The 24,667-nt window shown below is 60.0% G+C and carries 14 protein-coding genes and 1 pseudogene; 2 read left to right on the top strand and 13 right to left on the bottom strand.

Features of this window, described 5'->3' with window-relative positions:
- Positions 1-98: 98 nt before the first annotated feature.
- The 10 genes and pseudogenes from ACZ3HH_RS26175 to ACZ3HH_RS26130 all read right to left on the bottom strand — a co-directional run.
- Positions 99-1,952: a polyurethane esterase gene (locus ACZ3HH_RS26175; protein WP_465808992.1), complete on the bottom strand. Its 1,854-nt coding sequence runs from the start codon at positions 1,950-1,952 to the stop codon at positions 99-101.
- 99 nt (positions 1,953-2,051) lie between these two features.
- Positions 2,052-3,749, bottom strand: coding sequence for a polyurethane esterase (locus ACZ3HH_RS26170; RefSeq protein ID WP_465808990.1), 1,698 nt, complete (start codon positions 3,747-3,749; stop codon positions 2,052-2,054).
- Between the two features lie 23 nt (positions 3,750-3,772).
- A complete protein-coding gene (locus ACZ3HH_RS26165) occupies positions 3,773-6,868 on the bottom strand; it encodes an autotransporter domain-containing protein (protein ID WP_465808988.1) in 3,096 nt (1,031 codons plus the stop codon).
- A gap of 213 nt (positions 6,869-7,081) precedes the next feature.
- Positions 7,082-10,039, bottom strand: a complete 2,958-nt coding sequence (eprS, locus tag ACZ3HH_RS26160; RefSeq protein WP_465809096.1) for an autotransporter serine peptidase EprS — start codon at positions 10,037-10,039, stop codon at positions 7,082-7,084.
- A gap of 276 nt (positions 10,040-10,315) precedes the next feature.
- Positions 10,316-11,680 carry a TolC family outer membrane protein gene (locus ACZ3HH_RS26155; RefSeq protein WP_465808986.1) on the bottom strand — a complete coding sequence of 455 codons (1,365 nt, stop codon included), beginning with the start codon at positions 11,678-11,680 and terminating at the stop codon, positions 10,316-10,318.
- A 2-nt stretch (positions 11,681-11,682) separates the two neighbouring features.
- Positions 11,683-13,032, bottom strand: coding sequence for an HlyD family type I secretion periplasmic adaptor subunit (locus tag ACZ3HH_RS26150; RefSeq protein WP_465808984.1), 1,350 nt, complete (start codon positions 13,030-13,032; stop codon positions 11,683-11,685).
- Positions 13,029-14,816 carry a type I secretion system permease/ATPase gene (locus ACZ3HH_RS26145; protein WP_465808982.1) on the bottom strand — a complete coding sequence of 596 codons (1,788 nt, stop codon included), beginning with the start codon at positions 14,814-14,816 and terminating at the stop codon, positions 13,029-13,031. The genes ACZ3HH_RS26150 and ACZ3HH_RS26145 overlap by 4 nt, the downstream gene beginning before the upstream one ends.
- 211 nt (positions 14,817-15,027) lie before the next feature.
- Entirely contained in the window at positions 15,028-15,450 is a 423-nt protein-coding gene (locus tag ACZ3HH_RS26140) for an AprI/Inh family metalloprotease inhibitor (RefSeq protein ID WP_465808981.1), read from the bottom strand.
- 67 nt (positions 15,451-15,517) lie between these two features.
- The gene (locus ACZ3HH_RS26135; RefSeq protein WP_465808979.1) at positions 15,518-16,975 is read right to left on the bottom strand and encodes a serralysin family metalloprotease; all 1,458 of its coding nucleotides are present in this window, start codon (positions 16,973-16,975) and stop codon (positions 15,518-15,520) included.
- A gap of 448 nt (positions 16,976-17,423) precedes the next feature.
- Positions 17,424-17,511 (bottom strand): annotated as a pseudogene (locus ACZ3HH_RS26130) (DUF4440 domain-containing protein); the annotation flags it as partial.
- A 280-nt stretch (positions 17,512-17,791) separates the two neighbouring features.
- Here ACZ3HH_RS26130 and ACZ3HH_RS26125 point away from each other — a divergent pair.
- Positions 17,792-18,067 (top strand): DUF1652 domain-containing protein, encoded by a 276-nt coding sequence (locus ACZ3HH_RS26125; protein WP_465808977.1) that lies wholly within the window; start codon positions 17,792-17,794, stop codon positions 18,065-18,067.
- A 229-nt stretch (positions 18,068-18,296) separates the two neighbouring features.
- Here ACZ3HH_RS26125 and ACZ3HH_RS26120 read toward each other — a convergent pair whose 3' ends face one another.
- From ACZ3HH_RS26120 to ACZ3HH_RS26110, 3 genes are all read right to left on the bottom strand, one after another.
- Positions 18,297-19,478 carry a cystathionine gamma-synthase gene (locus tag ACZ3HH_RS26120; RefSeq protein WP_465808974.1) on the bottom strand — a complete coding sequence of 394 codons (1,182 nt, stop codon included), beginning with the start codon at positions 19,476-19,478 and terminating at the stop codon, positions 18,297-18,299.
- A complete protein-coding gene (locus ACZ3HH_RS26115) occupies positions 19,475-20,851 on the bottom strand; it encodes a pyridoxal-phosphate dependent enzyme (RefSeq protein ID WP_465808971.1) in 1,377 nt (458 codons plus the stop codon). The genes ACZ3HH_RS26120 and ACZ3HH_RS26115 overlap by 4 nt, the downstream gene beginning before the upstream one ends.
- Before the next feature lie 301 nt (positions 20,852-21,152).
- Positions 21,153-23,627, bottom strand: coding sequence for a UvrD-helicase domain-containing protein (locus ACZ3HH_RS26110; RefSeq protein ID WP_465808969.1), 2,475 nt, complete (start codon positions 23,625-23,627; stop codon positions 21,153-21,155).
- Between the two features lie 279 nt (positions 23,628-23,906).
- Between ACZ3HH_RS26110 and ACZ3HH_RS26105 the strand changes: the two genes are divergently transcribed.
- On the top strand, positions 23,907-24,602 hold the full coding sequence (locus tag ACZ3HH_RS26105; RefSeq protein ID WP_465808967.1) for a pirin family protein: 696 nt from the start codon (positions 23,907-23,909) through the stop codon (positions 24,600-24,602).
- Positions 24,603-24,667: the final 65 nt, after the last annotated feature.

Below are 24,667 nucleotides of genomic sequence, written 5' to 3'. Positions count from 1 at the left end.
GGGAGTGAACGGTGAGTCACGTAGGCAGCCAGGGTTACCGCGTTATCGTTCATCGCGGGCTTGCCCGTGATAGGGCCCTGACAGGCGCCCTGCTACCCTCAGGCGATCACAATCCCGCTACCGGACAAACCGTCCAGCCCGACACCCACCAGGGTCACCGAATCGCTGCCAAACGTCAGCAGCGTATCCTGCCCCACCGCCGTGGCATGGGCCCGGTAGTCGTCGTTCGGCGCAACGCCCTGAACCCCGAGGAATACCAGTTTGTCGTTGGCTTGATAACCCACCACCCGGTCCTGGCCAAACGCGCCGCTGAACAGGAACGTATCGACTCCGCCGCCCGACTCCATCAGGTCATTACCTGCCCCGCCGACAAACACGTCGTTGCCGGTGCTGCCAATCAAATGGTCGTTGCCATCGAGGCCAAACAACCAGTCGCCGGTCGCGTGCGCGTTGAGGGTGTCGGCGCCGGTCGTGCCCTTCACGCTTGAGGCATACTGGGTCAGGTTGCTGCCGGTTGCGAGGCCATTGGCGGTGACGCTGTGGGTCACGTCATCCTTGAACACCCCCCAGAGAAAACCCGGTTCCTTGGTCACGATGCTGCCGATGTCGCGGGTGATGCTGATGCCGCCATTGGCATCGCGCACGTACAGGTTGCCGGCACCGTCATTGGCGAAGACAAAGTTCTTCACCGACTGCTGCAGGTCCAGCACATTGCTGCCCTTGCCGCCCAACAGAATGTTGTAGCCACCGCCATCGCGGAAGGTGTCGTTACCGTCGCGGCCTTCCAGGTAGTCGTTGCCCTTGCCGCCCTGGATCAGGTCATTGCCGTCGCTGCCGATGATGAAGGTGCTGCCTTTGTGGGTTTCGGCGTTGCGGTTCAAGTCCTGGACCCAGGTGTTGCTGCGCGCCGGGTCCGAGAGATTGGCGACGATGATGGTCGAATCTTTGCTGGTCAGATCGTAGAACTGCGACTCCAGCACCCGGGTCATGCCGTCGCCGTAACCGGTGGGCAAGTGCGAAATCCAGGTAGGAATGTTGAGAATGGAATACGGCAGCACGTTCCACGCCGTCGAGGCATAGTGGTCGTTGAAGCTGACGATGTTGTCAGTCGTCGAATCCTTGGCGGCATCGTGCACGCCCACCGAGGACAGGTTGAACGAGGAGCCATCGAGGGCGCGGAACACCGGATCGTTTTCATAACCGATGTTCAGCACTTTGTCGGTGCTGCTTTGGGTCGGCGAGGCGTAGGCAATGTAGTTGGAATCCTGGTAGAACCCGGACCATTTTTCGCTGCTCAAGTCCGCCAGGCTATTAACCGCCAACCCGCCGAGGCTGTGGCCGCTGACCAGCACGTCCTTGCCCGACAACCCATTGGCCTGAGCAAATGCTGCAACGTCACCGAGCAGATTGCCGAAAGCTTCGCCTACGTAGTTTTTCGCATAATCCTTGGGACCCAAGGCCGCCAGCAAATCGTTGATCACATCACCGATGGAGTCGCCGATCTGAATTTCTCGCGGGCCGCTGGTGCCGCGAAAAGCGATGCCGATTTCGGTGAGATGGCCCTGGGCGTCGTACTTGCCGAGGATCTCCACTTGGGCGCTGGTGTAACCGGCCTTCTCGCCGAAGAAGGTTCCGCGAGCGTCGGTCTTGCCGTCATAGCCCAATTGCGCGGCGGTGATTGGCGTCCAACCGGCTTTTTGCACGGCGTCGAGTGCGGCCTTTTCCGAATCGGGGTTCCAGGGAATGCCGGGGATGACGCCCTGGGAATCGGTGCCGCCGATCAGCGCGGTGACCAGTGTTGCGGGCAAGCCCAGGCCGAAGCCGTTTTGCTGGTAACCGGTGGCGAAACCGTTGTCGAGGTTGTGATAGGAATACAGCGTGATCGCCATGGCGTCGCTGAACAACGCCTTGGAGTCTGCTGTACCGAAGTTTTTGTAGTCATACACACCCATTGGTATTGCCTCTCTCTCTTTGTTGGAATTGTCAGAGATAGCTCACAACCAGGACGCCTCACTGACGAGGCGCCCCGGAGCCTTTAGTGCATGCAGCTTTTACGCAAACGTAATTCCCGAAGCCGAGAGATTATCCAGACCCACGCCCACCAGCGTTACGGCGTAATCGCCAATCTTGAGCACAGTGTCGTTGCCGGCCTGTGACGCGTGCTGGGTGTAGTCATAACCCTGCCCCGCGCCCTGGACGCCCATGAACACCAGTTTGTCGCTGCCCTGATAGCCATTGATCGCGTCGAAGCCGAAGGCGCCGCTGAACAGGAAGGTATTGCCGCCGCCCGAGGCATGCATCACGTCGTTGCCCGCGCCACCGACGAAGGTCACGTGGCTTTTGTCGCTGCGCAGCAGATCGTCGCCGGCGTTGCCGAACAGCCAGTCACCGTCGACGCTGGCCACCAGCGTATTGCTGTAGGCATCGCCATTGAGCGAATGGTTGTAGTGGGTCAGTTCGCTGCCATTGAGCAAACCATTGGCGGTGACGTTGTAGGTGACGTCCTTGCTGCCCCACCACGCACCCGACTCCTTGCTCACCAGCGCACCGATGTCGTGGGTCATGCTGATGCCGCCGTAAGCGTCGCGCACATACAGCGTGCCGTCGCCGTCATTGGCAACGCTGAAATTCTGCAACGGCTTCTGTAGCTCGAAGGTGTTGCTGCCCTTGCCCCCCAGCAGCAAGTTGTAGCCACCGTCATCGCGGAACCGGTCGTTACCGTCACGGCCTTCGATGAAGTCATTGCCCGCGCCGCCCTTGAGCAAGTCATTGCTGTCGGTGCCGATGATGAAAGTGCCGCCGGTATGCGACTCGCCGCTGCGGCCCAGGTCTTCGACCCAAGTCGTGCCTCGGGACGATTCCGACAGGTTGGACACGATCAGCGTCGAGTCCTTGTCGGTAAGGTCGTAGAAGCGCGAGTCGATCACCCGGTTCAAGCCGTCGGCATAACCCAACGAACCGTGGGCCGACCAGTTCAGCGGGTTGAGGATGCTGAACGGCACCAGGTTCTGCGCAGTGGAGGCGTATTGGTCATTGAAGTTGACGATGTTGTTGGTCGCCGAATCCTGATGACCGTCGTGCTTGCCCAGCGAGCCACTGCTGAAGGTGGTGCCGTCGAGCACTCGAAACACCGGGTCGTTCTCATAACCGATGTTCAGCACGTTGTTGCCGGTAGCGCTTTGAGTCGGTGAGGCGAAAGCAATGTAGTTGGCGTCCTTGAAAAAACCGCCCCAGTTATTGCCGCTCAACTCCGCCAGGCTGTTGACCCCCAACCCGCCGAGGCTATGCCCGCTGACCAGCACATCCTTGGCACTCAGGCCGTGGGCGATGGCAAATGCGGCGACGCTTTTCAGCAAGGTATCGAAGGCGTTTTTTGCGTAGTTCGTCGCGTAATCCACCGGGCCGACCGCGGCCAGCAGGTTGTTTTTCATGTCGCCGAAGGTGTCGCTGTAGCCCAGGCCACCGGTGCCACGGAAGGCGATACCGATGCCGATCAACTTCCCTGCCCCGTCGTATTTACCGAGCACTTCGGCTTCGGCGCTGGTGAAGCCGTCCTTCTCGCCATAGAAGGTGCCTTGGGTCCCGACCTTGCCCTGATAGCCCAACGCTGCCGCGCCAATCGGTGCCCAAGCAGTCGCCGGCAGTGGCTGGCCGGTCGGTGTGTACGCGTAGAGCGTCAGCGCGATCGCGTCGGAGTACAGCGCCTTGCCGGCCTCAGTGCCGGCATTTTTGTAATCAAACAGTCCCATGTTCTTGCTTCCTTAGCGTCAGATCAGAACTGCCAGTCCAGGGTCAGGCCCACACCGTGGTCTTTTTCCCGGGAGCCGAGCAGCCCGTTGTAATCCAGGTTCAAACGGGTATCGCGGCCCAGCGCCAATCCGGCACGGGCACCGACTACCGCGGCATCGCGGTCCATGGACACGCTTTGCACGCTGAACGCGGTATTGCCGTTGACGAAGGCCAGGTGGTCTTCGGAACGGGTGTTGCTCAGGTTGTGCTGCCAGCCGAGCGTGCCGGACAGTTCCAGCTGTTGCTGGTCCGACAGCGCAATGGCTTTGCTCGCCCGCAGGCCAAGGGTCGAAAGCACCACGTCGCGGTTGTTTTCACCGCCCTTGAGTGCGGCGGCATCACCTTTTTCGCTGAAGCTTTCAGTATTCAGGTGCACGTAAGCCAAGTTAACGAATGGCTCCAGAGCGATCGGTTGCAGGTCCAGGCGATACGCCGCTTCGGTGAACAGTTGCGCGGAGGTCGCATCGCGTTTGGATTTCTGCTTGCCGCTGACGCCGTTAAATTGCAGGTCACGTTTGACGTCGATGCGATGCCAGCTGTAAGCGCCACCGACGCTCAGGCGCAGCGCGTCGATTTCATGGCCCAGGTACGCACCCAAGTGGTAGCTGTCGACCGATGCCGACGAATGCGTGCCATCGCCCATGCTCAACGAGCTGTCGCTATAACCGGTGACGAAACCCAATCGTGTATCTTCAGTGATCAAGCCATCGACACCAGCCAGCAGCCCGCCGATGGAGCTGTTGGAACTGGCGTTGTCATGTCCGCCATCGCTCTTGCCCCAGGCGCCGAGCACTTTGAGCCAGGCGTTGCTGCGGTCATCGGTGGGTGCCCCGGCGTTGAACAGATCGTGCTCGCGCAGACGCTCGCCGACTGCATCGCGCAGGTAACGGCTGTCGTTGATCAGCAGCGTGCCGATTGCCGGATGAATCTCACCGGACAGTTGCTGGAACGCTTGTTGCGCGACAGCGGCGGTCGGCGACAGCAGCAGGGTTTCGTAGAGTGGATTGCCTGCGCCCAACTGCTCGGCGGCAGCGGCCACGGCGCGTTGGTTCGGGGTTTGGCCAGCGCTGGTGAAGGACGTCGCGTTGCGCACCACAGCCAGTTGAATGCCGCTGGCCGAGTAGTCGAGGGTGCCGCCGAGGAACAGGTAGTCCGGCACCACCGCACCGAAGCGGCCTTCGATTCCGCCGGCCGCTTGCAGGATGTTGTACTGATTGCCGAGCAGGGTTTTCGCTTCGCTGGTGGTCAGCAGCGTCGGACTGTTTTCCAGGGACAGGCTGACGGTTGCGCCCTCGATGATCGCCTTGCCGCCGGCAATGATCTGGTCGCTGCTGGTGGGCGACAGCTCTACGGCGTAGGTCGAACCAGGCTCGAAGGTCACGTCGCCCGCCACCTGCAAGGTACCGATGGAGTTGCCGGGCGCCACGGTACCGCCGCTTTTCGCGGTCAGCGCCGCGATGCTGCCGTTACCGCCGAGGATCCCGCTGTCATTGACGGTGACGGCCGACAGCAGCGAACCATTGATCGCCAATCGGCCCTGATTGACCAGGGTCGGGCCGGCGTAGGTGTTGGCGCCGGTCAGCACCAGTGTGCCGATGCCCTGCTTGGTCAGGCCGCCATGGCCGGAAATGTCGTTGCGCCACACGTCGAGCCCGCAGTGCACGTCATTGCACACACGCTCGGTGGGTTTGCCAGCGTCGATGATCGCGCCGATACCCGGCAAGTCCGCGACAAACTGGCTGGAACCGTAGGCGCCTTCGATGCGGAATTCCTCGGGAATGTCCTGCTCGGTCACGAACATCGCCGGGCCATCGATGCCTTTGCGCAGGTTGATCATGCCCCAGCCGTACAGCGAGTCGACACCGGGTGCGCCGAGGTCGGTGGCGGTGGTGCGCAACACACTGGCGACTTGCGCGCCGGTCATGTACGGGAAGCGTTCCATCAACACCGCCACTGAGCCTGCGACATGCGGCGCCGCCATGGAGGTGCCGTTGTAATTGGCGTAGCCGGTGGTCAGGTCATCGGCATTGGTGCCGCTGATGATCGAGCTGTAGATCCGGCTGCCCGGTGCCGACACGCAGAAGCTCGCGGTATAGCCGCAGCGCGACGAGAAGGTGCTGATGTTGTAAGGGTCGGGACTGCTGGTGTCCGGGTTCCTCTGCAACGCGGCGACGGTCATCCAGTTCGGCGCGATCTCCGGGACGAAGTAACCGAGGCCGGCAATGGCATCCGGGTTGTTGAGGTTGTAGTCATTACCGGCGGCGAAGATCGTCACGATGCCACTGCGGGCCGCCGCGATGGCGCCGTCGTAGGCACCGCCGGGTTTGGTCCCCAGCAAGGTCTGGATCTCGTTGAACTGCAATTGCGCGTCCTGCACGGTGAAGTGCGGGTACGCCGGGTCCCGACCACCCAGATCGAAGCGGTCGGTGATGCCGATGCCCCAACTGTTATTGATGATCCGCGCGCCGCTGGCGATCAGGGCATCCCAACCGGCCTTGTACACCGCGCCGTCGTTGCCGCGAATGATCCCGTCTTCAGGACCCGGGTCGCCGTTGTCGGCGCTGATGATCTGCGCGCCAAAGGCGACGCCGTGCATCGGCCCGCCATCGCGACTGCCTGCGGCGATCCCGCCAACGTGAGTGCCGTGGGCACCGAGTTTGCCGTTGGAGCCCACCGAGGGTGAACCGTCATACAGAAAGGCGTCCCCGGCTTTGACCGGAATGTACGGGTCGGTGTATTCGCGGATGCCGCTGGTGACCAGCGTGATCACCTTATTGGCCCCGGAAAATTCCGGGTGCAAGGCGTAAACCGGTTGGTCGAAAATCCCCAGCTTCACACCTTTGCCGGTGTAACCGGCGGCGTAGGCCTCCTGAGCATTGATCGCTCCCAGGCCCCAGTCGGCGTTGAACTCCGTGCTGCGCCAGCTATCGGGATTGCCTGTCCTGCCATTTTCCACATAGGGCGCCGCGTGTGCGGTGCCCAGGGTGGCCAATGCGCAGAGCAAGGCGCGATTGAGGGTTTTTAAACTAGTAAACGTGCTGCCCGACCGAGCGGGCGAATTGTTGTTTTCAGCTCTCATCCAGCGACCATCCTTAGTTATGTTGCCAAAATCCTTGTGCCTCAAGGCCTGCCCAATTCCTGTCAGTCAAGGCGCGGAACCTGTGGGAGCGGGCTTACCCGCGAAGGCGGTGTGCCAGGCAACATTAATGTCGACTGACACTCCCTCATCGCGGGCAAGCCCGCTCTCACATGGATTGCGCCAAGCCTTCTGCCACAACCAGCGCTTACCGCGTTAAAACTGCCAATTGAGACTCAGCCCGACGCCGTGGCTTTTCTCGCGGCTGGCCAGTTGGCCGGTGTAATCGAGGTTCAGCCGAACATCCCGGCTCAAGGCCAGGCTGGCATGGGCGCCCACCAGCGCCGCATCGCGAACCAGCGGCGAGCTTTCCACCACGAACGGAGTGCCACCGCCGGCAAACGCCAGGTGCTCCTCGGAATCGATATTGCTCAAGTTGTGCTGCCAGCCGAGGCTGCCGCTCAGGTCCAGTTGTTGCTGGCCAGACAGCCTCAGGGTTTTCAATGCGCGTACGCCCAGGGTGCTGAGTACTGCATCACTCCGGTCGCCGCTGCTTTTTAGCGCGGCGGCGTCACCTTTTTCGGTGAAGCCCTCGGTGTCGAGATGCGCGTAAGCGAGGTTGGCGAATGGCTCCAAGGCCATTGCTTGCAGGTTCAAGCGATAGGCCGCTTCGCCGAACACCTGAGTGGTCCCGGCATCGACCTTGGCGTTCTGTTTGGCGCTGACGTCACCGTATTGCAGGTCACGTTTGACGTCGGCCCGATGCCAGCTGTAGGCGCCGCCGGCACTCAGGCGCCAGGCGCCCATTTCGTGGCCGGCATAGGCGCCCAGGTGATAACTGTCGACCTGCGCTGATGAATGAGTTCCAGAGCCCATGCTGACCGAGCTGTCGCTATAACCGGCGACCAGGCCTACACGGGTTTGGTCATCCACCGCACCATCGACACCCGCCAGCAAACCGCCAATCGAGGTGGTGTAGCCAGCGGTGTCGTGACTGTCGTCGGTCTTGCCCCAGGCGCCCAACGCTTTGATCCAGCCATTGTTTCGGGAACCGTTGGCTTCGTTGAGACGCTCACCCACTGCATCGCGCAGATAACGACTGTCATTGATCAGCACAGAGCCCAGCGCCGGGTAGATTTCCCCCGACAGCTGCTGGAAGGCCTGTTGCGCTGAACTGGCGGTCGGCGACAGCAGCAGGCTTTCGTAGACTGCGTTACCCGCACCAAGCCCTTCCACTGCGGCGGCGACAGAACGCTGATTCGGCGTTTGCCCGACGCTGGCGAAGGTTGTGGCGTTACGCTCCACGCTCAGCTGAATGCCGATCGCGGCGTAATCAAGGCTGCCGCCGATGAACAGGTAGTTGGGCAACACCGCGCCGAACTGGCCCTGAATGCCGCCCGCCGCTTGCAGGATGTTGTACTGATTGCCCAGCAGGCTTTTCACTTGTTGGGTGCTGAGCAAGGTCGGGCTGTTTTCCAGGGACAGGCTCACGGTGGCGCCGCTGATCGTGGCCGTACCGCCCGCAATAATCTGGTCGCTGCTGGTGGGTGACAGTTCGACGGCATAAGTCGAACCCGGCGCAAATGTCACATCGCCGCTGACTTGCAACGTACCTATGGAATTACCGGGTGCCACGGTGCCACCGGGATTGGCGGTCAAGGCAGCGATTCGTCCGTTACCGCCGAGAGTGCCACTGTCATTGACGGTGACCGCCGACGTCAGCGAGCCGTTCACCGCCAGCAACCCGCCGTTGACCGTGGTCGGGCCGCGATAAGTGTTGTCGCCAGTGAGCATCAACCGCCCCGCACCGGACTTGATCAGGCTGCCTTCGTAGACTCGGTTGGCGGCGGCGGAGTCGCGAGCTGTGCCCACTGCATAATCGGTCTGATCCTGCTGACTGGCACCGGCCGGGATACCATTCTCCCAGCCCTTGTCCTTCAACGTCTGTTGCCAGGCGCTGTGTTCGGCGGCGTCTTCGGCCTGACGCTGAATCAGCGCCCTGTCCGAAATGTCATTGCTCCAGACATCGCTTTGCCCGGCCCCCAGATTGGCGTTGAACGCCCCGAGCAATTGCCCCGGCCCGCGCATCGCCCGCTCAAGGTTGGCCACGCCCCAACCGATGCGCGTGCTCGGTGCCTCGGTGACCGAACCGTCGAGCTGGGTCGCGGTGGTCAGCAGCACCTCAAGCGCTTGCTGATTGTTCATATACGGATAGCGTTCCATCACCAGCGCCAGTGCCCCGGTGGCATGCGGCGCGGCCATGGAGGTGCCGGACTTGATCGCGTAACCGCCGCCGGGAATGGTGCTGTCGATCTTCGCGCCCGGCGTGGTGATGCACCAATACTTGGCGATCCCGCACTGGTTGTATTTCTGCTGGTTGCTTTGATTCAGCCCCGACACTGCCAGCCAGTGGCCTTCCAGGTCCGGCTGAAAATACGGCAAGGCCGAACGGACGCTGGCATTCGGGTAACCGCTGTTGCCGGCGCTGAACACATTGATCACGCCACGGCGCGAAACATCGGCGGCGGCGTCGAGCCAGGTGCCTTTGTTCCAGTGCTGGGCGTAGGCGGAGTGCAGGTCGTCGAGGGTTCGGTAGCTGACGTCCGGCGGCTGGCTGCCCCAGCTGTTGTTGATCGCACGGACACCGGCATCCGCCAAGGCGTTATAGACCGCGGTGAAGTAGCGCGGGTCGGGGTTGGGGCCGAACAGGAAACTGTCGTTCTTGTTGGTGTTGCCGACGTAGATTTGCGCGTTGTATGCCACGCCGTGCATGCCGGTGCCATCCCGGGAAGCGCCCATGGTGCCGGTGACGTGGGTACCGTGAGAGTCGTTGTTGGTGTTGAGCGTGCCGTCGACGTTGAACGCTGAGCCGTCGACATAGCTGCCGCTGGCGGTCACTGCGTGATAACGGTCGGCGGCAAATTCGGGATGGCTGGAATCGAAACCGGAATCCAGCGCGCCGATTTTCACGCCCTTGCCGGTGATGCCGGCGGCATAGGCTTGATCGGCCTGCATGCGCGCCAGGCCCCAATCGCGCTGGAACTCGGTCGAGCGCCAACTGGCGGGGTCGCCGGGTTTGCCGGTTTCCAGGTAAAGCGCCTGGGCTGGGCCTGGTACTGATGAAATCAAGAGCAATAGCGTGCCGACCGACATCGGCTTGATCTGTACGTCCATGTTCATGACTCTCGCTTTTTTGGCGTTTTTAGAGTTGTAGTCCCCAGTCCTGGGGCGATATTGCGTTGTTAACTCAAGTCCTGTGCCCTGCTACCCTGTGGCGAGGGGGCTTGCACCCGTTGGACGGCGAAGCCGTCCCAAAACCAGAATCGGTGATTCAACAGACATTTCGCATCTGCCGGACTCACGACTGCTTCGCAGCCGAACGGGGCGATGCGGCGTTCCGACAAGCCCCCTCGCCACAGCAAGCTCCCTTGCCACCATGTTTTCTATGCGCTACTGAGCTTTCGGGCCCTGGCCGAAGGCCTCATCCACCTTGGCCAGATCCTGCTCGCCCAAGGTGCCGGCGTAGTAGTGCAATTTGGTCCAGGCCATCAAATAGTCGTAACGCGCCTGGGCCAGATCCCGGCGGGTGGTAAACAGTTGTTGTTCGGCATTCAGCGCATCGAGGTTGACCCGTTCACCACCCAAAATGCTTTGCTTGGTCGAAACCACCAGCGCTTCGGCCGACACCAAAGCCTTCTGATAAGCCCGCAATTTGTTTACCCCCGACAGGCAGGCGCTGAACTGGCGGCGCAGCTGAATCAAGGTTTCCCGGGTCTTGCCGTCCAGCTCGTACTCAGCCTGTTCCATGGTGCGGCTGGCCTGCCGGGTCGAGGCCGAGACCCCGCCGCCGGCATACAGCGGCACGTTGACTTCGATGCCGATGGTGTTGGTGTCGTAGCGCTGGTTGTAGGTGTTGCCGCTTTCCGATTCGTTCTGGCGTACCGAGGCGTAGGCGCTGACTTTTGGCAGGTGGCCGGCGCGGTTGCGTTCGACCTCGTAGCGCGCCACTTCCACCGCCTGACGCTGGGAGGCCAGGTTCGGGTTGTTGGCCACCGCCATCTCGTGCCAGGTGTCGTAATTGGCCGGTTGCAGGGTGAACGTCTGGAAGTTCTGATCCAGCGGCGTCAGGTCGCCAATGTCGATGGCCGGCACGCCAATCAGTGCGCCCAGCTCACGCAGGGCCGCATCCTGTTCATCGCGCGCCTCGATTTCCTCGGCGGTCGCCAGTTCGTAACGTGACTCGGCTTCGAGGATATCGGTGCGCGTGCCCTCCCCTTGGCGGAACATCTGCTCGTTCTGCTGAAACTGCTGCTCGAAGGCTTTTTTCTTGGCCCGCGCGATGTCGATCTGGTCCTGAGCGAACAGCGCCTTGGTGTAATTCTCCAGCACTCGAACCAGCAGTTCCTGGCTCTTGCCACGAAAGTTTTCATCGGCGAACAGCGATTGCGCCACGCCTTTGCGATACGCCGCATAAGCCTCGTAATCAAGCAGCGGCTGTTGCAGGGTCAAGGTCGAGCCGTAACTGCTGTAGTTACGGTCCTCAGTGAAGTCTGGTCTCCCCTTATTAATTTGAGTGACCTTGGAGGTGTTTCGCCCCTTGTTGTAGTTGTAACCCAGCCTCGGTAGCAGTCCGGCGCGGCCGATGGCGCGGTTTTCAAGGCCTGCATCGCGCTCCTTGATGGCGCCGAGGAACACCGGATCATTGCGTAACGCTTGCTCATAGATATCGAACGGCCCCATGGCCATCGTGCTGTTGCACGTCAGCAACGCCACGGTCGCTGCGAGCAAAGAAAACTTATTCATACAGCCGAACATCCTTATTCCTCGGTCAACGCGGAGCCTGCCCGGTCGAGCAGCGGTTTGAACAGATAGTTGAGGAGTGAACGTTCACCGGTACGCACGAACATTTCTGCTGGCATGCCGGGCTTGATCACCAGACCGTTGAGTTTTTCCATGGCCTGGTCACTGACGCTGCTGCGCAGCACGTAATACGGCACACCGGTTTTCTCATCGACCATCTGGTCGGCGGAGATCAGACTGACTTCGCCGGGGACTCGCGGGGTACGGCTCTGGTTGAACGCAGTGAACAGAATGTCCACCGGCAAGTGCGTGCCGACCTTGTCGATCAGGTTGATCGGCAAGTGCCCTTCCACTTCCAGGCGGGTACCTTGCGGGACGATCTCCAGCAACGTGTCGCCCTGACGCACCACCGCGCCTTCGGTGTGGACCCCAAGGTTGACGGCGATGCCGTCGGCGGTGGCGATGATTTCGCTGTGTTGCAGGTCGAAGCCGGCGGAAGTCAGTTGCTCTTCCAGGGTCACGCTTTTGAGTTGCGCGTCGGCCAGTTGGCTGCGGACTTCCTTCTGGTATTCCTCGCTGTGCTGTTGCAGCTTGAGCCTGGATTCGAGGATGCCCTGCTCCACGCGGCCGCTTTCGCCAGTGTTCTCTGCCAGTTGTTGCTGTACTTGCGACAACTGACGCTGGTAATCCATCAAGCGGTTGCGCGGGATGTAGCCGTTGTCCGCCAAGGGCTGAAGATTGCTCAACTGTTGTTGCAGGGAACTGGCCTGGGCCGTCAGGTCGGTACGCGCGCGGCGCATGCCGGCCAGTTGCGCGCTGGCGCCTTCAATGTTGGCGCGCAGGGCGGCTTGCTCCCGGGAAAAGGCTTCGCGACGGCTGCTGAACAATTGCCGTTGGCCTTCGAGTACCAAGGCCAGGCGCGGGTCAGGATCGTTGCTCAGCACGGCGGGGAAATTCACCTGCTTGAGGTTGTCCCGTTCACTCTGCCAGCGCGCCAGGCTGGCCCACGCCATGCGGTATTGCGCTTGCAGCGATTGCACGTCGGCCGCGACCTGGGTCTGGTCGAGGCGAAACAGCGGTTGCCCCTGCTTCACCACTTGGCCTTCGCGCACCAGAATCTGGCTGACTACGCCGCTGCTCATCGATTGCACGGCTTTGCGCTTGCCCGAGACCACCACGGTCCCTTGCACCGGAATGCCTTGATCGAGCGGCGCGAGGCTCGCCCAAGTGAAGAAACTGCCGGCGCCGACAATCGCCAGAATCCAGCCCATGCGGGCGAAGAAACGCGCGTCGCGCTCAGGGCGCTCGGCGATGTAGTTGTGTTCCATGGTCGCTTCGCTGTCATCGTTCATGCGTGCGCTGCTCATACACCCGAATTCCTTGTCGTGGGCTGATACTGTCGGCTCATGCTGAGCCCGCCCGGTGCTTGTGCAGGTTTTTCACGTTGTTGCTCCTGGGCTCCTGACTGGTTACCGGCAAGTGCCTTGAGTACTTCCTGGCTTGGGCCGAAGGCCTGCAAGCGACCTTCGTTGAGCACCAGCAACTTGTCGGCCTGGGCCAGGGCTGAAGAGCGATGGGTAACCAGAATCACGCTGGTGCCCCGGGCCTTCATGTGCGCGATGGCACCGGCCAATGCCGCTTCACCCACGGTGTCGAGGTTGGAGTTCGGCTCATCCAGCACCACCAGACTCGGATTGCCATACAGCGCGCGAGCCAACGCCACACGTTGCTTCTGGCCACCGGACAAACCGCTGCCGTCCTCGCCAAGCACCGTGTCGTAGCCCTGCGGCATGCGCAGGATCAGTTCATGAACCCCGGCCTGTTGCGCGGCCTCGACGACTTTTTGCGGATCCGCCTCACGGAATCGGGCGATGTTTTCGGCGATGCTGCCGCTGAACAACTCGATGTCCTGGGGCAGATAACCGATATAGGGGCCAAGATCGTCGCGGTTCCAGCGATGAATGTCCGCGCCGTCGAGGCGCACCGTGCCGCCGAGCGTCGGCCATACGCCGACCAGCACCCGGGCCAGGGTCGATTTACCGGAGCCGGAAGCCCCGAGCACGCCCAACACTTCCCCGGCACCCAGGTTGAAATTGACCATGTGCAACGTCGCTGCCCGTTGCCCTGGCGGGCCGGCGCTGACTTGTTCGAACGTGATCTGACCTTTCGGCGCCGGCAGCGCCATGGCCTCGTCAACCGGCGGGTAGGCTTGCAGCAAGGCGTCGAGACGACGGTAAGCGAGTTTGGCGCCGCTCCACTGTTTCCACACGGCGATCAGCTGATCGATGGGGCTCAGTACCCGGCCCATCAGGATGGAACCTGCGATCATCATCCCGGCGGTCATGTCACCCTGGATCACCAGCAAGGCGCCCAGCCCCAGCACCAGAGATTGCAGGCACAGGCGCAGGGTTTTGCTCAGGGAACTGATGACCGCGCCGGTGTCGCTGGCCTGATTCTGCAAACCGAGAAAACGCGAGTGCACCTGGAACCAGCGCTTGCGCAAGACACCGAGCATGCCCATGGCCTGAATGGTTTCGGCGTTATGCAGGTGACTGGTGGCCAGTTGGCTGGATTTCTGGGAAAACCCTGCGGCTTCGCCCAAGGGCTTTTTGGTCATTGCCTCGTTGAGGCAGGCCAGCCCGATCAGCAGCACCGCGCCCGCGGTGGCCAATACGCCGAGCCAGACGTTGAACAGAAAGATCACAAACAGATAGACCGGAAACCACGGTGCATCGAAGAAGGCAAACAGCGCCGGGCCGGTGACGAATTGGCGAATATGGGTCAGGTCGCCCAGGGATTGCCCCGCGTTGCCCTCGCCCTTGAACAGGTTGCGCTCGAAAGCGGCCTGATACACCCGCAGATTGAAACGGCGCTCCAGTTGGCTGCCGATACGGATGACGATGAAGCTGCGCACGATCTCCAGCAGACCGATGAAGGCGAAAAACCCGACCACCATCAACGACAACATCGCCAGGGTGGTTTCGTTTTGCGAAGACAGTACCCGGTCATAGACTTGAAGCATATAAATCGACGGGACCAACATCAAAACGTTGATCAATGCGGTAAAGCAGCCGACGCTGATCAAGATGCTCTTATAGTCGCCCAGTGCCTTGAATAACGGTGCGGTGGCCGGGCTCTTCGCCATCTTCATTGGTTTTTCCTGAGGTATTAAGCCTCGCATCACTTGCGAGGTTCCAATTAACTGTCCGCACATGGGTCGAGACATTCTTTTGCCGGTTATCGCTGACAGATTAATAACAACTCTTTATGGACTTTAAAGAGTCCCGGTTATTGATCTGCTGCTTATAACTGCAATAACGGTCTTTATATTCAGCACCTGCTATCGGTCCGACGCTTTTCGCTTATTGCGCTGCGCGCGTGAGCGTGATAATCAGCCCCGATTTCAAGGTACTTTTATAAAGCCCCTCATGCTGTCGGCTGAAGAACACAATTCTTGAGCCTTCTTTACCGGTCACGGCAATGCCATCCGGCTCCGGGAACCAGCCCATCGCCGATTTGTTCAGCCAGACACTGAGGCAATCGGCCCCCTCACCCAGGGTCTGGTCCGATTTAAGCTCTATCGTGCAGACATTCGACGGTTTGTCCTGCAGCGCCTGGGACTCGGGCGAGTCTTGGGCGGCATTCAAAATGGCTTGCCATTTACCGGCGAGCTCCGACGGGTCGGCTAATTTCAAACTGCTTGCCATGGCTACTTCTCCAAGAAACATCATCAGCGTCGCTAACAGCCACGCGGTTGTTTTGCAGGTAAAAGCGTTCTGGGTCATAGGGCGTTTTACTCTGGATCGGGGCAGAGAGCAGCGCGTAAAGCGCCACCCTCCTTTTTGCCTTGAATCAGGCCACGACGTCCGAGAACGCCGCCTGGCCAACGGTGCTGACCAGGAAGTCAGCCACGCCGTGCCCGGAGAAATCCACCGACAACAAGCTGTTGCCGCCTGACGTGGTTAATACAGCATCGCCTGCCGCACCGGTGAACGAATTCACGAAGTGCAGGCCCGCGCCTTTGGTGATGCCGGTCAGGTCGATCTTGTCCAGGCCACTGACAAAATCGAGGATCTGGTCGACGGCACCTGGCTTGGAATCGCTGCTGGCCGCGAACACAAAGGTGTCCGAGCCCGAACCGCCCCACAGTTTGTCCGCACCGCCCGCGCCGAAGAGGATGTCGTTGCCGGCACCGCCCTTCAGCTCGTTGGACACGCCGTTACCGATGAGCAGGTCGCTACCCGAACCGCCAATCGCGTTCTCGACGGTGACACCCTTGGCAATGGACACGTTGCCCACCATGCCGCCAACGTCGGAGAACGAGGCCTCATTGAGGTTGATTTTCTGGTTTTGGGTAAAGCCGGAGAAGTCCAGGGTGTCCTTGCCGCCCGCATCCCAGACCGAGAACACGACTTTGTCCGACGACGAAGACGCGCTCAGGAAATCGCGACCGGCGTTGGAGTTGAAGCCGTAGGTGGTATCACCGGTACGGGTGGTGGTGTTCGCACCGTAGAGTTTCTGGATGGCGGCGATATCGTCCATCAGCGGGCCGGACGCATAGGCTTCCACACCGCCCTTGCTGAAATTCTGGTCGGTATTGCTTTCACTCCAGTAACTCATGACGCTGTAGCCGCGGGTGTCTTCGCCGTAGGTCGCGTCATTGTAAGTCGGCGCACCTTCACCGGCGTTGTAGTCGCCAGGGTGAGCCAGGCCCAAGGTATGACCGATTTCGTGGGTCAGGGTCTGACGGCCGTAATTGTTCAGGTCCGGCGTCTTGTTCGGTGTGTAGCTGCTGTTGGTCAGGTACCAGGAAGTACCGTCATAACCTGCACCCGTGCCAGGCAGGTAGGCGAACGCTGCCGCGCCATCCTGACCGCCGCTGTAGTTACCGAAAGTCATGTGACCGTCACCGCCGGAGGACTTCTCGGTGAAGGTGACATTGGCCACGTCGGCCCAGGATTGCATGGCGAGAGCGGCCTGGGCTTTCTGTTGCGCACTGAACTGACTGAACCCGGTGATACCGTGCTTGTTCATGGTGCTCGACGAAGCCGAGGTCAGGAACGTGTAGGTGAGTTCGATTTTGCCGCTGCCGTCCTTATCCTGGTAGGCAGCGCCGTCACGCAGCAGCTGGGTAGCAGCCTCGTCGACGGAGAAGGAGGGTTTGCCATTGACCGTGAGATTGCCACCCCGATCATACTGATGGCTGAAACTATCGATCTGGTTGTAGGCGGAACTGGGTGCAGCCAGCGCTTGCAATGGCGCAAAGCCCTGTTCGGCAAGATCAATAGCGTTGTCTTTTACTTTCGACATAAACACACTTCCTTGTTTAGCAATGGAACAGTTTTTGTCCGATACGACAATCTCTGGCGAGATCGTCCTATCACTCGCCCAATGAAGGCGTATAAAAACTGACACAATTCGAAATCAAACGTCTACATTTTTTTTGACGTCAAATTGATCTGTTCCGGCGAACTCCAGCAAACAGTGCATGCGCTGTCGAAATATAGTTTGTAGTTGAAGGTTTTAGCCGGATTGTCTGACAATGCGCTATCTAAATATTAAATATAGATAAGTTGTCTTCTGTAGATGAGTTCTCATTTTTCAGGGATTTTTAATATAAGTGCCAGTGTATTGCTATCAACTTTATTTTTATTGGATGGGTATTGTTGTGACTGCTGCGCAGCCAAATGCCGCCTTCGGCTGCTGCTGCAAGTCTGCGGTGCGCTAGATGTTTGTAGCAGCAGTTTCCGGGACCCGGATCCCGGTGTTTCCAGCTGCAGGTGGTAACGCATGACCGTCTCGCCCGTGACCTGGGTTTGCAACGGCCCATCATCATCGGCGTGAATAAAGGACTCGACGAGAAAAAAACCGAGCTTACTGAGGTTCAGGCTCGGGGCTTCAATGACCCCGTGGAATACCTCGCCAATATTGGCCTTTCGCCACAAAAAAGGGGGTCTCGTGATCTGCGTCAAAAAAAATGAACCAATCGCTAAACGGACTGAAAAAATCCACATGATTTTCACATCTGGATGCTACTTTTAAAGACAGTCACCGGTTGAGCCATTGAAGGCTCTTCCCTCCTAACATGAGCTAAAGGAAGCGCTCGATGATGAAGGTGGGCAACACATGAATGAAAGGTCTTTCAGCAAAGTCACTTTTCCCAATGCCTGCCAGCTGATGCGCTGGCATTTTCATCCCATGGGTTTCGAAGCGACCATGGATGCACCGGGCAGTATGGTTGCCCGGCTGTTCGACCGCGCCAGTGGCGAGACCATGATCGCCATTGCCGGCATTCCTTGCGCAACGGTCATGAATGCGGCGGATGTAGAACGAATCATCGAAGCTGTGGAAGATGAGCTGGAGGCGTTCATTCCACCGGAGACCCTCAGAAGTTATGCCTGACGACCAGCGCGCCACAAAACCTGTGGGAGCGGCCTGTGGCGAGGGGGCTTGTCGGAACGCCGCATCGCCCCGTTCGGCTGCGAAGCAGTCGCAAAACCGGTTGATGCGTTTTTACCTGGAGGGTCGCGGTGGGTTTTTTTTTGGGCCGCTGCGCGGCCCAACGGGGGCAAGCCCCCTCGCCACAGGCAAGCCCCCTCGCCACACAAGCCCGCTCCCACATGGATAGTGTTTAATCGACCTTCAACAGGGCCTGTGCCAGATCGGAACGCAGGTCTTCGACATCCTCGACCCCCACTGACAAACGCACCAGTGCATCACCAATGCCCAGCTGCGCGCGAGTTTCGGCGGGAATGCTGGCATGGGTCATGATCGCCGGGTGCTCGATCAGGCTTTCCACCCCGCCCAGGCTCTCGGCCAGGGCGAAGATCCGCACACTCTCGAGGAAACGCTTGGCGCCGGCCAGATCACAATTCAGGTCGAGGGAAATCATCCCGCCGAATCCACGCATCTGCCGCCGCGCCAGCTCGTGCTGCGGGTGTGATGGCAGGCCTGGATAGTAGACGCGCGCCACCTGCGGCTGACGCTCCAGCCATTGCGCCAGCTCCAGCGCATTGCTGCAATGGCGTTCCATGCGCAGCGCCAGGGTCTTCACCCCGCGCAACGTGAGAAAAGCATCGAACGGCCCGGCGATAGCCCCCACCGCGTTCTGCAGGAAACCCAGGCGCTCGGCCAGTTCAGCATTCTGCCCGACCACCGCGATGCCGCCGATCACGTCGGAGTGACCGTTCAGGTACTTGGTCGTCGAGTGCAGCACGATATCGAAGCCCAACTCCAGCGGACGCTGTATCCACGGGCTGGCAAACGTGTTGTCGGCTACACAAATGATGCCTCGCTCGCGACAGGTGCGCGCGACGGCGGCGAGATCCGTGAGGCTCAGCAAAGGATTGCTCGGCGTCTCGACCCAGACCATCCGCGTGTCATCCTGAAGCGCCGCTTCGAAGGCCGCCAGGTCAGTCAGATCGACGAAGCTGAAACGATGCCCGGCACTGCGCTGACGCACCTTGTCGAACAGCCGGAATGTACCGCCGTACAAGTCATTGCCGGAAACGATGTGTGCGCCAGCATCTAGCAGCTCGAGCACATTGGCGATCGCCGCCAGCCCGGAAGCGAAGGCGAAGGCCCGAGTACCGCCCTCAAGGTCCGCCACGCAACGCTCCAGCGCAAAACGCGTCGGGTTGTGCGAACGCCCGTAATCGAAGCCCTTGTGCACACCCGGGCTCTGTTGCAGATAGGTGGAGTTTGCATAAATCGGCGGCATCAGCGCCCCGGTGGAAGGGTCCGGCGTCTGCCCGGCATGGATCACACGGGTGGCGAAGGCACGTGGCTTGGCGGTTTCATCGTGCTGACTCATGCAAGGGATCTCCGCAGGTAATTGAGCATGTCGACGCGGGTAATCAGCCCATGGAAACCCGAGTCGTCGGCGATCATCGCCACCAATCCACGGTCGAGCTTCGCCTCCAGTTCGGCCAGACTGGCGCCGGGGGGCAGGATTTCCAGCTTGTCGGTCATCGCACTGCTCACCGGCTTACGGAAGTGTGACGCGTCTTCGTGCACGCCAAGCAGGATATCGGACTCGTCGATCACGCCGACCAGTCGCTGCCCGCCCACCAGCACCGGCAGTTGCGACACATCCGCCAGGCGCATGCGTTGGAACGCGGTGAGCAACGTGTCGTCCGGACCCACGCTGACCACCCGGCCATCCTCGAAGCGCCGCGCGATCAGGTCTCGCAAATCACCGTAACGCTTGCGCGCAAGCAGCCCTTGATCGTTCATCCACTGGTCGTTGTAAACCTTCGACAGGTAGCGGGTGCCGGTATCGCAGACGAAACTGACCACCCGCTTCGGCTCGGTTTGTTCGCGACAATAACGCAGTGCCGCCGCCAGCAATGTGCCGGTCGAAGAGCCGCCGAGAATGCCTTCGGCGCGCAGTAGTTGGCGGGCATGATCGAAGCTTTCCTCGTCGCTGATCGAATAGGCTTTACGCACGCTGGACAGGTCGGCAATCGACGGAATGAAGTCTTCGCCAATGCCCTCCACCGCCCAGGAACCGGGCATACCAAGGGTGCCGCTGCGGCTGTATTCGGCCATCACCGAGCCGACCGGATCGGCTAGCACCATTTCCAGATTCGGTTGTACGCGCTGAAAGAAACGGGTCAGCCCGGTCAGCGTGCCGGCCGAACCGACGCCGACAACGATGGCATCCACATCATGCTGAGTCTGCGCCCAGATCTCCGGAGCAGTACTGCACTCGTGGGCCAGTGGGTTGGCCGGGTTGTTGAATTGATCGGCGAAGAAGGCGTCGGGAATTTCCTGCGCCAACCGCGCAGCGACATCCTGGTAATAATCGGGATGGCCCTTGCCAACATCGGAGCGGGTGATGTGCACTTCGGCGCCCATCGCCTTGAGGTGCAGGACCTTCTCGGTGGACATCTTGTCCGGCACCACCAACACCACCCGATAACCCTTGGCTCGGCCGACCAGGGCCAGGCCCAGACCGGTGTTGCCGGCGGTGGCCTCGACGATGGTGCCGCCGGGGCGCAGGCGCCCATCGCGCTCGGCGGCATCGATCATTGCCAGGCCGATGCGATCCTTGATCGAGCCTCCGGGGTTCTGCGATTCGAGTTTGAGAAACAGCGTGCACGGGCCGGTATCGAAGCGGCTGACGCGCACCAGCGGTGTATTGCCGATCAGTTCGAGCACGGCGGGACGGGAGTCGTTCGGCATGTCGTCACCTCGCTGCATGTATCCGCACTGGATGGACAGCGACCTGCGGCGAATCATTGCGCGCCAGTCGCAAGCAAAGCCTCGCCTTGGACCTTAGGCCGGGATTGCGTCCCTCGCAACTTTTCGCAGCCAGTCGGTAGTGTCCCGGTGGCGAGCGAGCTTGCTCGCGTTGGGTCGCGTAGCGGCCCCAAAAATCCAGCAACCACTGCCGGTTGTTGTGAGTGCTGCGCACTCAAGCGGGAGCAAGCTCCCTCGCCACAGGTTTTTCTGACTCAAGACTTTCAGTGAACCGCATCAGGGATCAGGCCGGCACTTTTCCTTGACGATGATCAACGAAGAACGCCTTGCTCTTGCCGATCCGGTCCGAGGCCTTGGGCATATTCGCAGCCGAGGTATCCTGGCCATCGACATACCAGTAGCAATGGCTCACTGCCCGGGTGATGCCCACGTACGCCAGTCGCAGAATCTCGTCTTTCTGTGCGCTGTCGTAAGCTTCGCTGTCGCCAGCCTTGCCGAGCCCGGCCATGCGATAGACCTGGTTCTTGTAGGGTGAACTGGTCAGGTGCTGGCAATCGCCCAGCAAAAATACCGCATCAGCCTGCAGGCCCTTGGCGCTGTGATAGGTCAATTGTTTGAGCCGTCGAGCCTCATACGGCAAGCTAGAATCTGCATTAACTACAGACTTAATATGCTCTTCTATCAATGACTTATCGCTGCTTTTTCGATAAAGCATCAAGATTGAATCGCCTTTTCTGTAGTGCTCGATCAGGCGCTGGGACATGCCTTGGTCATCCCGATCGAGCACATTCACCGGCAGCAGTGCCTTGGATTCACCACTGGCCTTGGCCTTCTTGCCAGCGATCGCCGGAGCCGCGCGGACGATATGCTCCGCCGCGTCGATGATGTGCTGATGGCTGCGGTAATTGTCGCTGAGCATCACTTTGGTCGTGCTCGGCGACGGGAATTCCTTGTTGAACTCCATGAAATAAGTCGGGGAACTGCCGCGCCAGCCATAGATGGACTGCCAGTCATCACCGACACACAGCAATGACGAACGCTGCGCGCCACGCCCCACGTGCATGGCCGGTCCGCGACTGCGGATCTCTGCCAGGCTGGCGCGAATCCACGAAACGATCTGCGGCGACACGTCCTGAAACTCGTCAATCATCAAGTGCGACATCGGCCTGAGCAGCTCATCGCTCAGCAGCTTGAGATTTTCCGGCGAATGTTCACTGAACAAAGCGAACATCCGGTTGTAAGTCATGACGGGGGGCGATTGATCCAGCAGATGATCTTCCAGCGCACGCCAGAACAGGCTCAGAGCCTCAAAGAAGAACCGGTCCGGGTCATCCTTGGCGAAACTCATCTGGCCCACGGCGTTCGGCACATCCAGGCCGAGGTTTTCAATAAACCCGGCCGCCGCGACAAAACAGTCCAGCAACGGCGCGGAGCCGAGCTCGCCCTTGACCTTGTAATCGAAGCCCGGCCCGGCGCTGGCGTCTCCGGCAAGAGAGGCCAACACACGTTTTGAAGACTCATAGCTGTCTAGCCATATCAAAGGCTTACGACAGAAAGCTTGAAACAGGGTGCGCTTTACCGCCCATTCTGCGCGCACTGAAAGCTTGGCATTCGGACGACTGACCTGGGGATTTTCCCGGGGATCGAAACCCAGCACCACCCAGGCGTCGAGCGTCGGAATGTAGCCGTGGCAATGAAAGGTCGAACCGTTGATATCGAAGGTCTGACGATTCGGCTCGATGCCCTTGATCGGCCAGGCACCGGCGCGAAACCATAGGTCTTCAATTGTGTCGCACAGTTCTTCATCGCGCATGGCGGCGAGTTCAGTCACCGCCATGCGTTTCTGTACGTCCGGGTGATCACGCTCCAGCTCCTTGAGCTGTAAGGCGTGACGAGACAAAGGTTTGATCAGTTCGCGAAAACGCTCATCGCGAGTGTGCAGGCTGTGATAGCACGCGTTGAGTTGCTGGCGCTGGGCGTCGTTGATGCGCAGGTCAAAGGGGTTGCTGTCGACCTCCTCGTCGCCGCTTTGCACTCGGTGACTGAGGTTTTCGAAGGCTTGTAGCCGCTCGAAACCCGGCAGACTGCGAACCATCGGCAGGATGCGTGAATGGAAAGTGCGCACCAGATCGCGCGCTTCTTTAAGGCTGATTCCCCGGCCCCAGACTGCAAACAGCTCGATCAGCTTGTTGATGAAGTCCTTGCGCGATTCGCGGGTGAAAGTCACCACGGTCATCGAGCTCAACTCAAACCCCAGGTAATGACTGAGCAGCAGGATTCGCAGCACCAGGGTAGTCGACTTGCCCGCGCCCGCACCGGCGATCACCGAGGTCGAGGGTGTGTCGCTGAAAATCATCTTCCATTGGGCGGCGCTCGGTTGGGCATGCGCGGGAAGCAGCCGCGCCACGTCAGCCTTCATGCGCTTCTTCAGTTCAGCACTCAATGGCAGACGCCAATCGTCGAACAGATTGTCATCGACGTTGGGCGGTCGATGCTCGGTTGAGCGCGAGTCGCGAATCAACAGAACCTGCCGACCTTCCTCCAGCCCCTCGAGTTTGCCTTCCTTATAGCCGTACTCCACACCGGCGCTGTGGCCGCTGCGAAAACCGTCGGCTTGCCCGTGCAGCCAGGATGCACGGTGTTGCGCGCGCAGACGGGTAAGGCCGTGGCCAAAGAACCGGGCGGCCAGGCGCTTGAGCAGCGGCATTTCGGCCAAGGGACGAAGTTCGGGGGGAAGATCGGGGGTGTGTTGCGGCACGCTGACGGACTCCAGAGTGTGAGGCTGTTGAGGGCTATGGTGTCTGCATTTGCCGTTGAGTTCTAGTGAAATGCTTACAGGTCATTGGCTTATGCGATGAATTGAAGGCTGGATGAGAATGTTTCGAGGTTATTTGATATCAACTAATTCGATTGTATTAAGGCATTTTTTACGCTTTTTATCGATGAATGACTGATAGATCATGCTCGCCATCAACCACCGGTTCTCGTCTGTGGCTCAGGCGTTCTGCCCCATGACGAACCTTTTCAGGAGACGATCATGCTTGAACTCAGACCTTTCAATTCGCTGGGCGGCGCACACCATGGCTGGTTGGATGCCCATCACCACTTTTCGTTCGCCGAGTACCACGACCCCAAACGCATGAACTGGGGCAACCTGCGGGTATGGAACGATGATGTGATTGCCCCCGGTACCGGGTTCCCGCAACACCCGCACCGCGACATGGAAATCATCACCTACGTTCGAGAAGGCGCTATTACCCACCAAGACAACCTCGGCAACAAAGGACGCACCGAAGCGGGTGATGTGCAGGTCATGAGCGCTGGCACCGGGATCGCCCACAGTGAGTACAACCTGGAAACAACCGAGACCCGGATCTTTCAGATCTGGATCATCCCCAACGAAGCCGGTTCGGCACCGTCGTGGGGTGCCAAGCCGTTCCCTAAAGGTGAGCGCGAAGGTTTCGTGACCCTGGCCAGCGGCAAGGCTGGCGACGATCAAAGCCTGCATATTCGCGCCGATGCGCGTCTGGTGGCGGCGAATCTGAAGGCCGGTGAATCCGCGGAGTATCACCTGGACAGCGGTCGTCGTGCTTATCTGGTTCCAGCCACTGGGGTCATTGAAGTCAATGGCTTGCGTGCACAAGCTCGAGACGGTGTCGCAATTGCCGATGAGCAGGTGTTGCGCGTGACCGCGATTGAGGACAGTGAGATTGTGTTGGTGGATGTGGCTTGAGGCGGTAAATGCGAGGCAAAAAAAGGGGCGACCGTTGATGGTTGCCCCTTTTTTTCATTTTTCAT

It is taken from the genome of Pseudomonas sp. PME37.24/025 (assembly GCF_055556615.1).
Note: the sequence above shows the minus strand (reverse complement) of the source record. Positions and strands in the feature narration are given on the sequence as shown.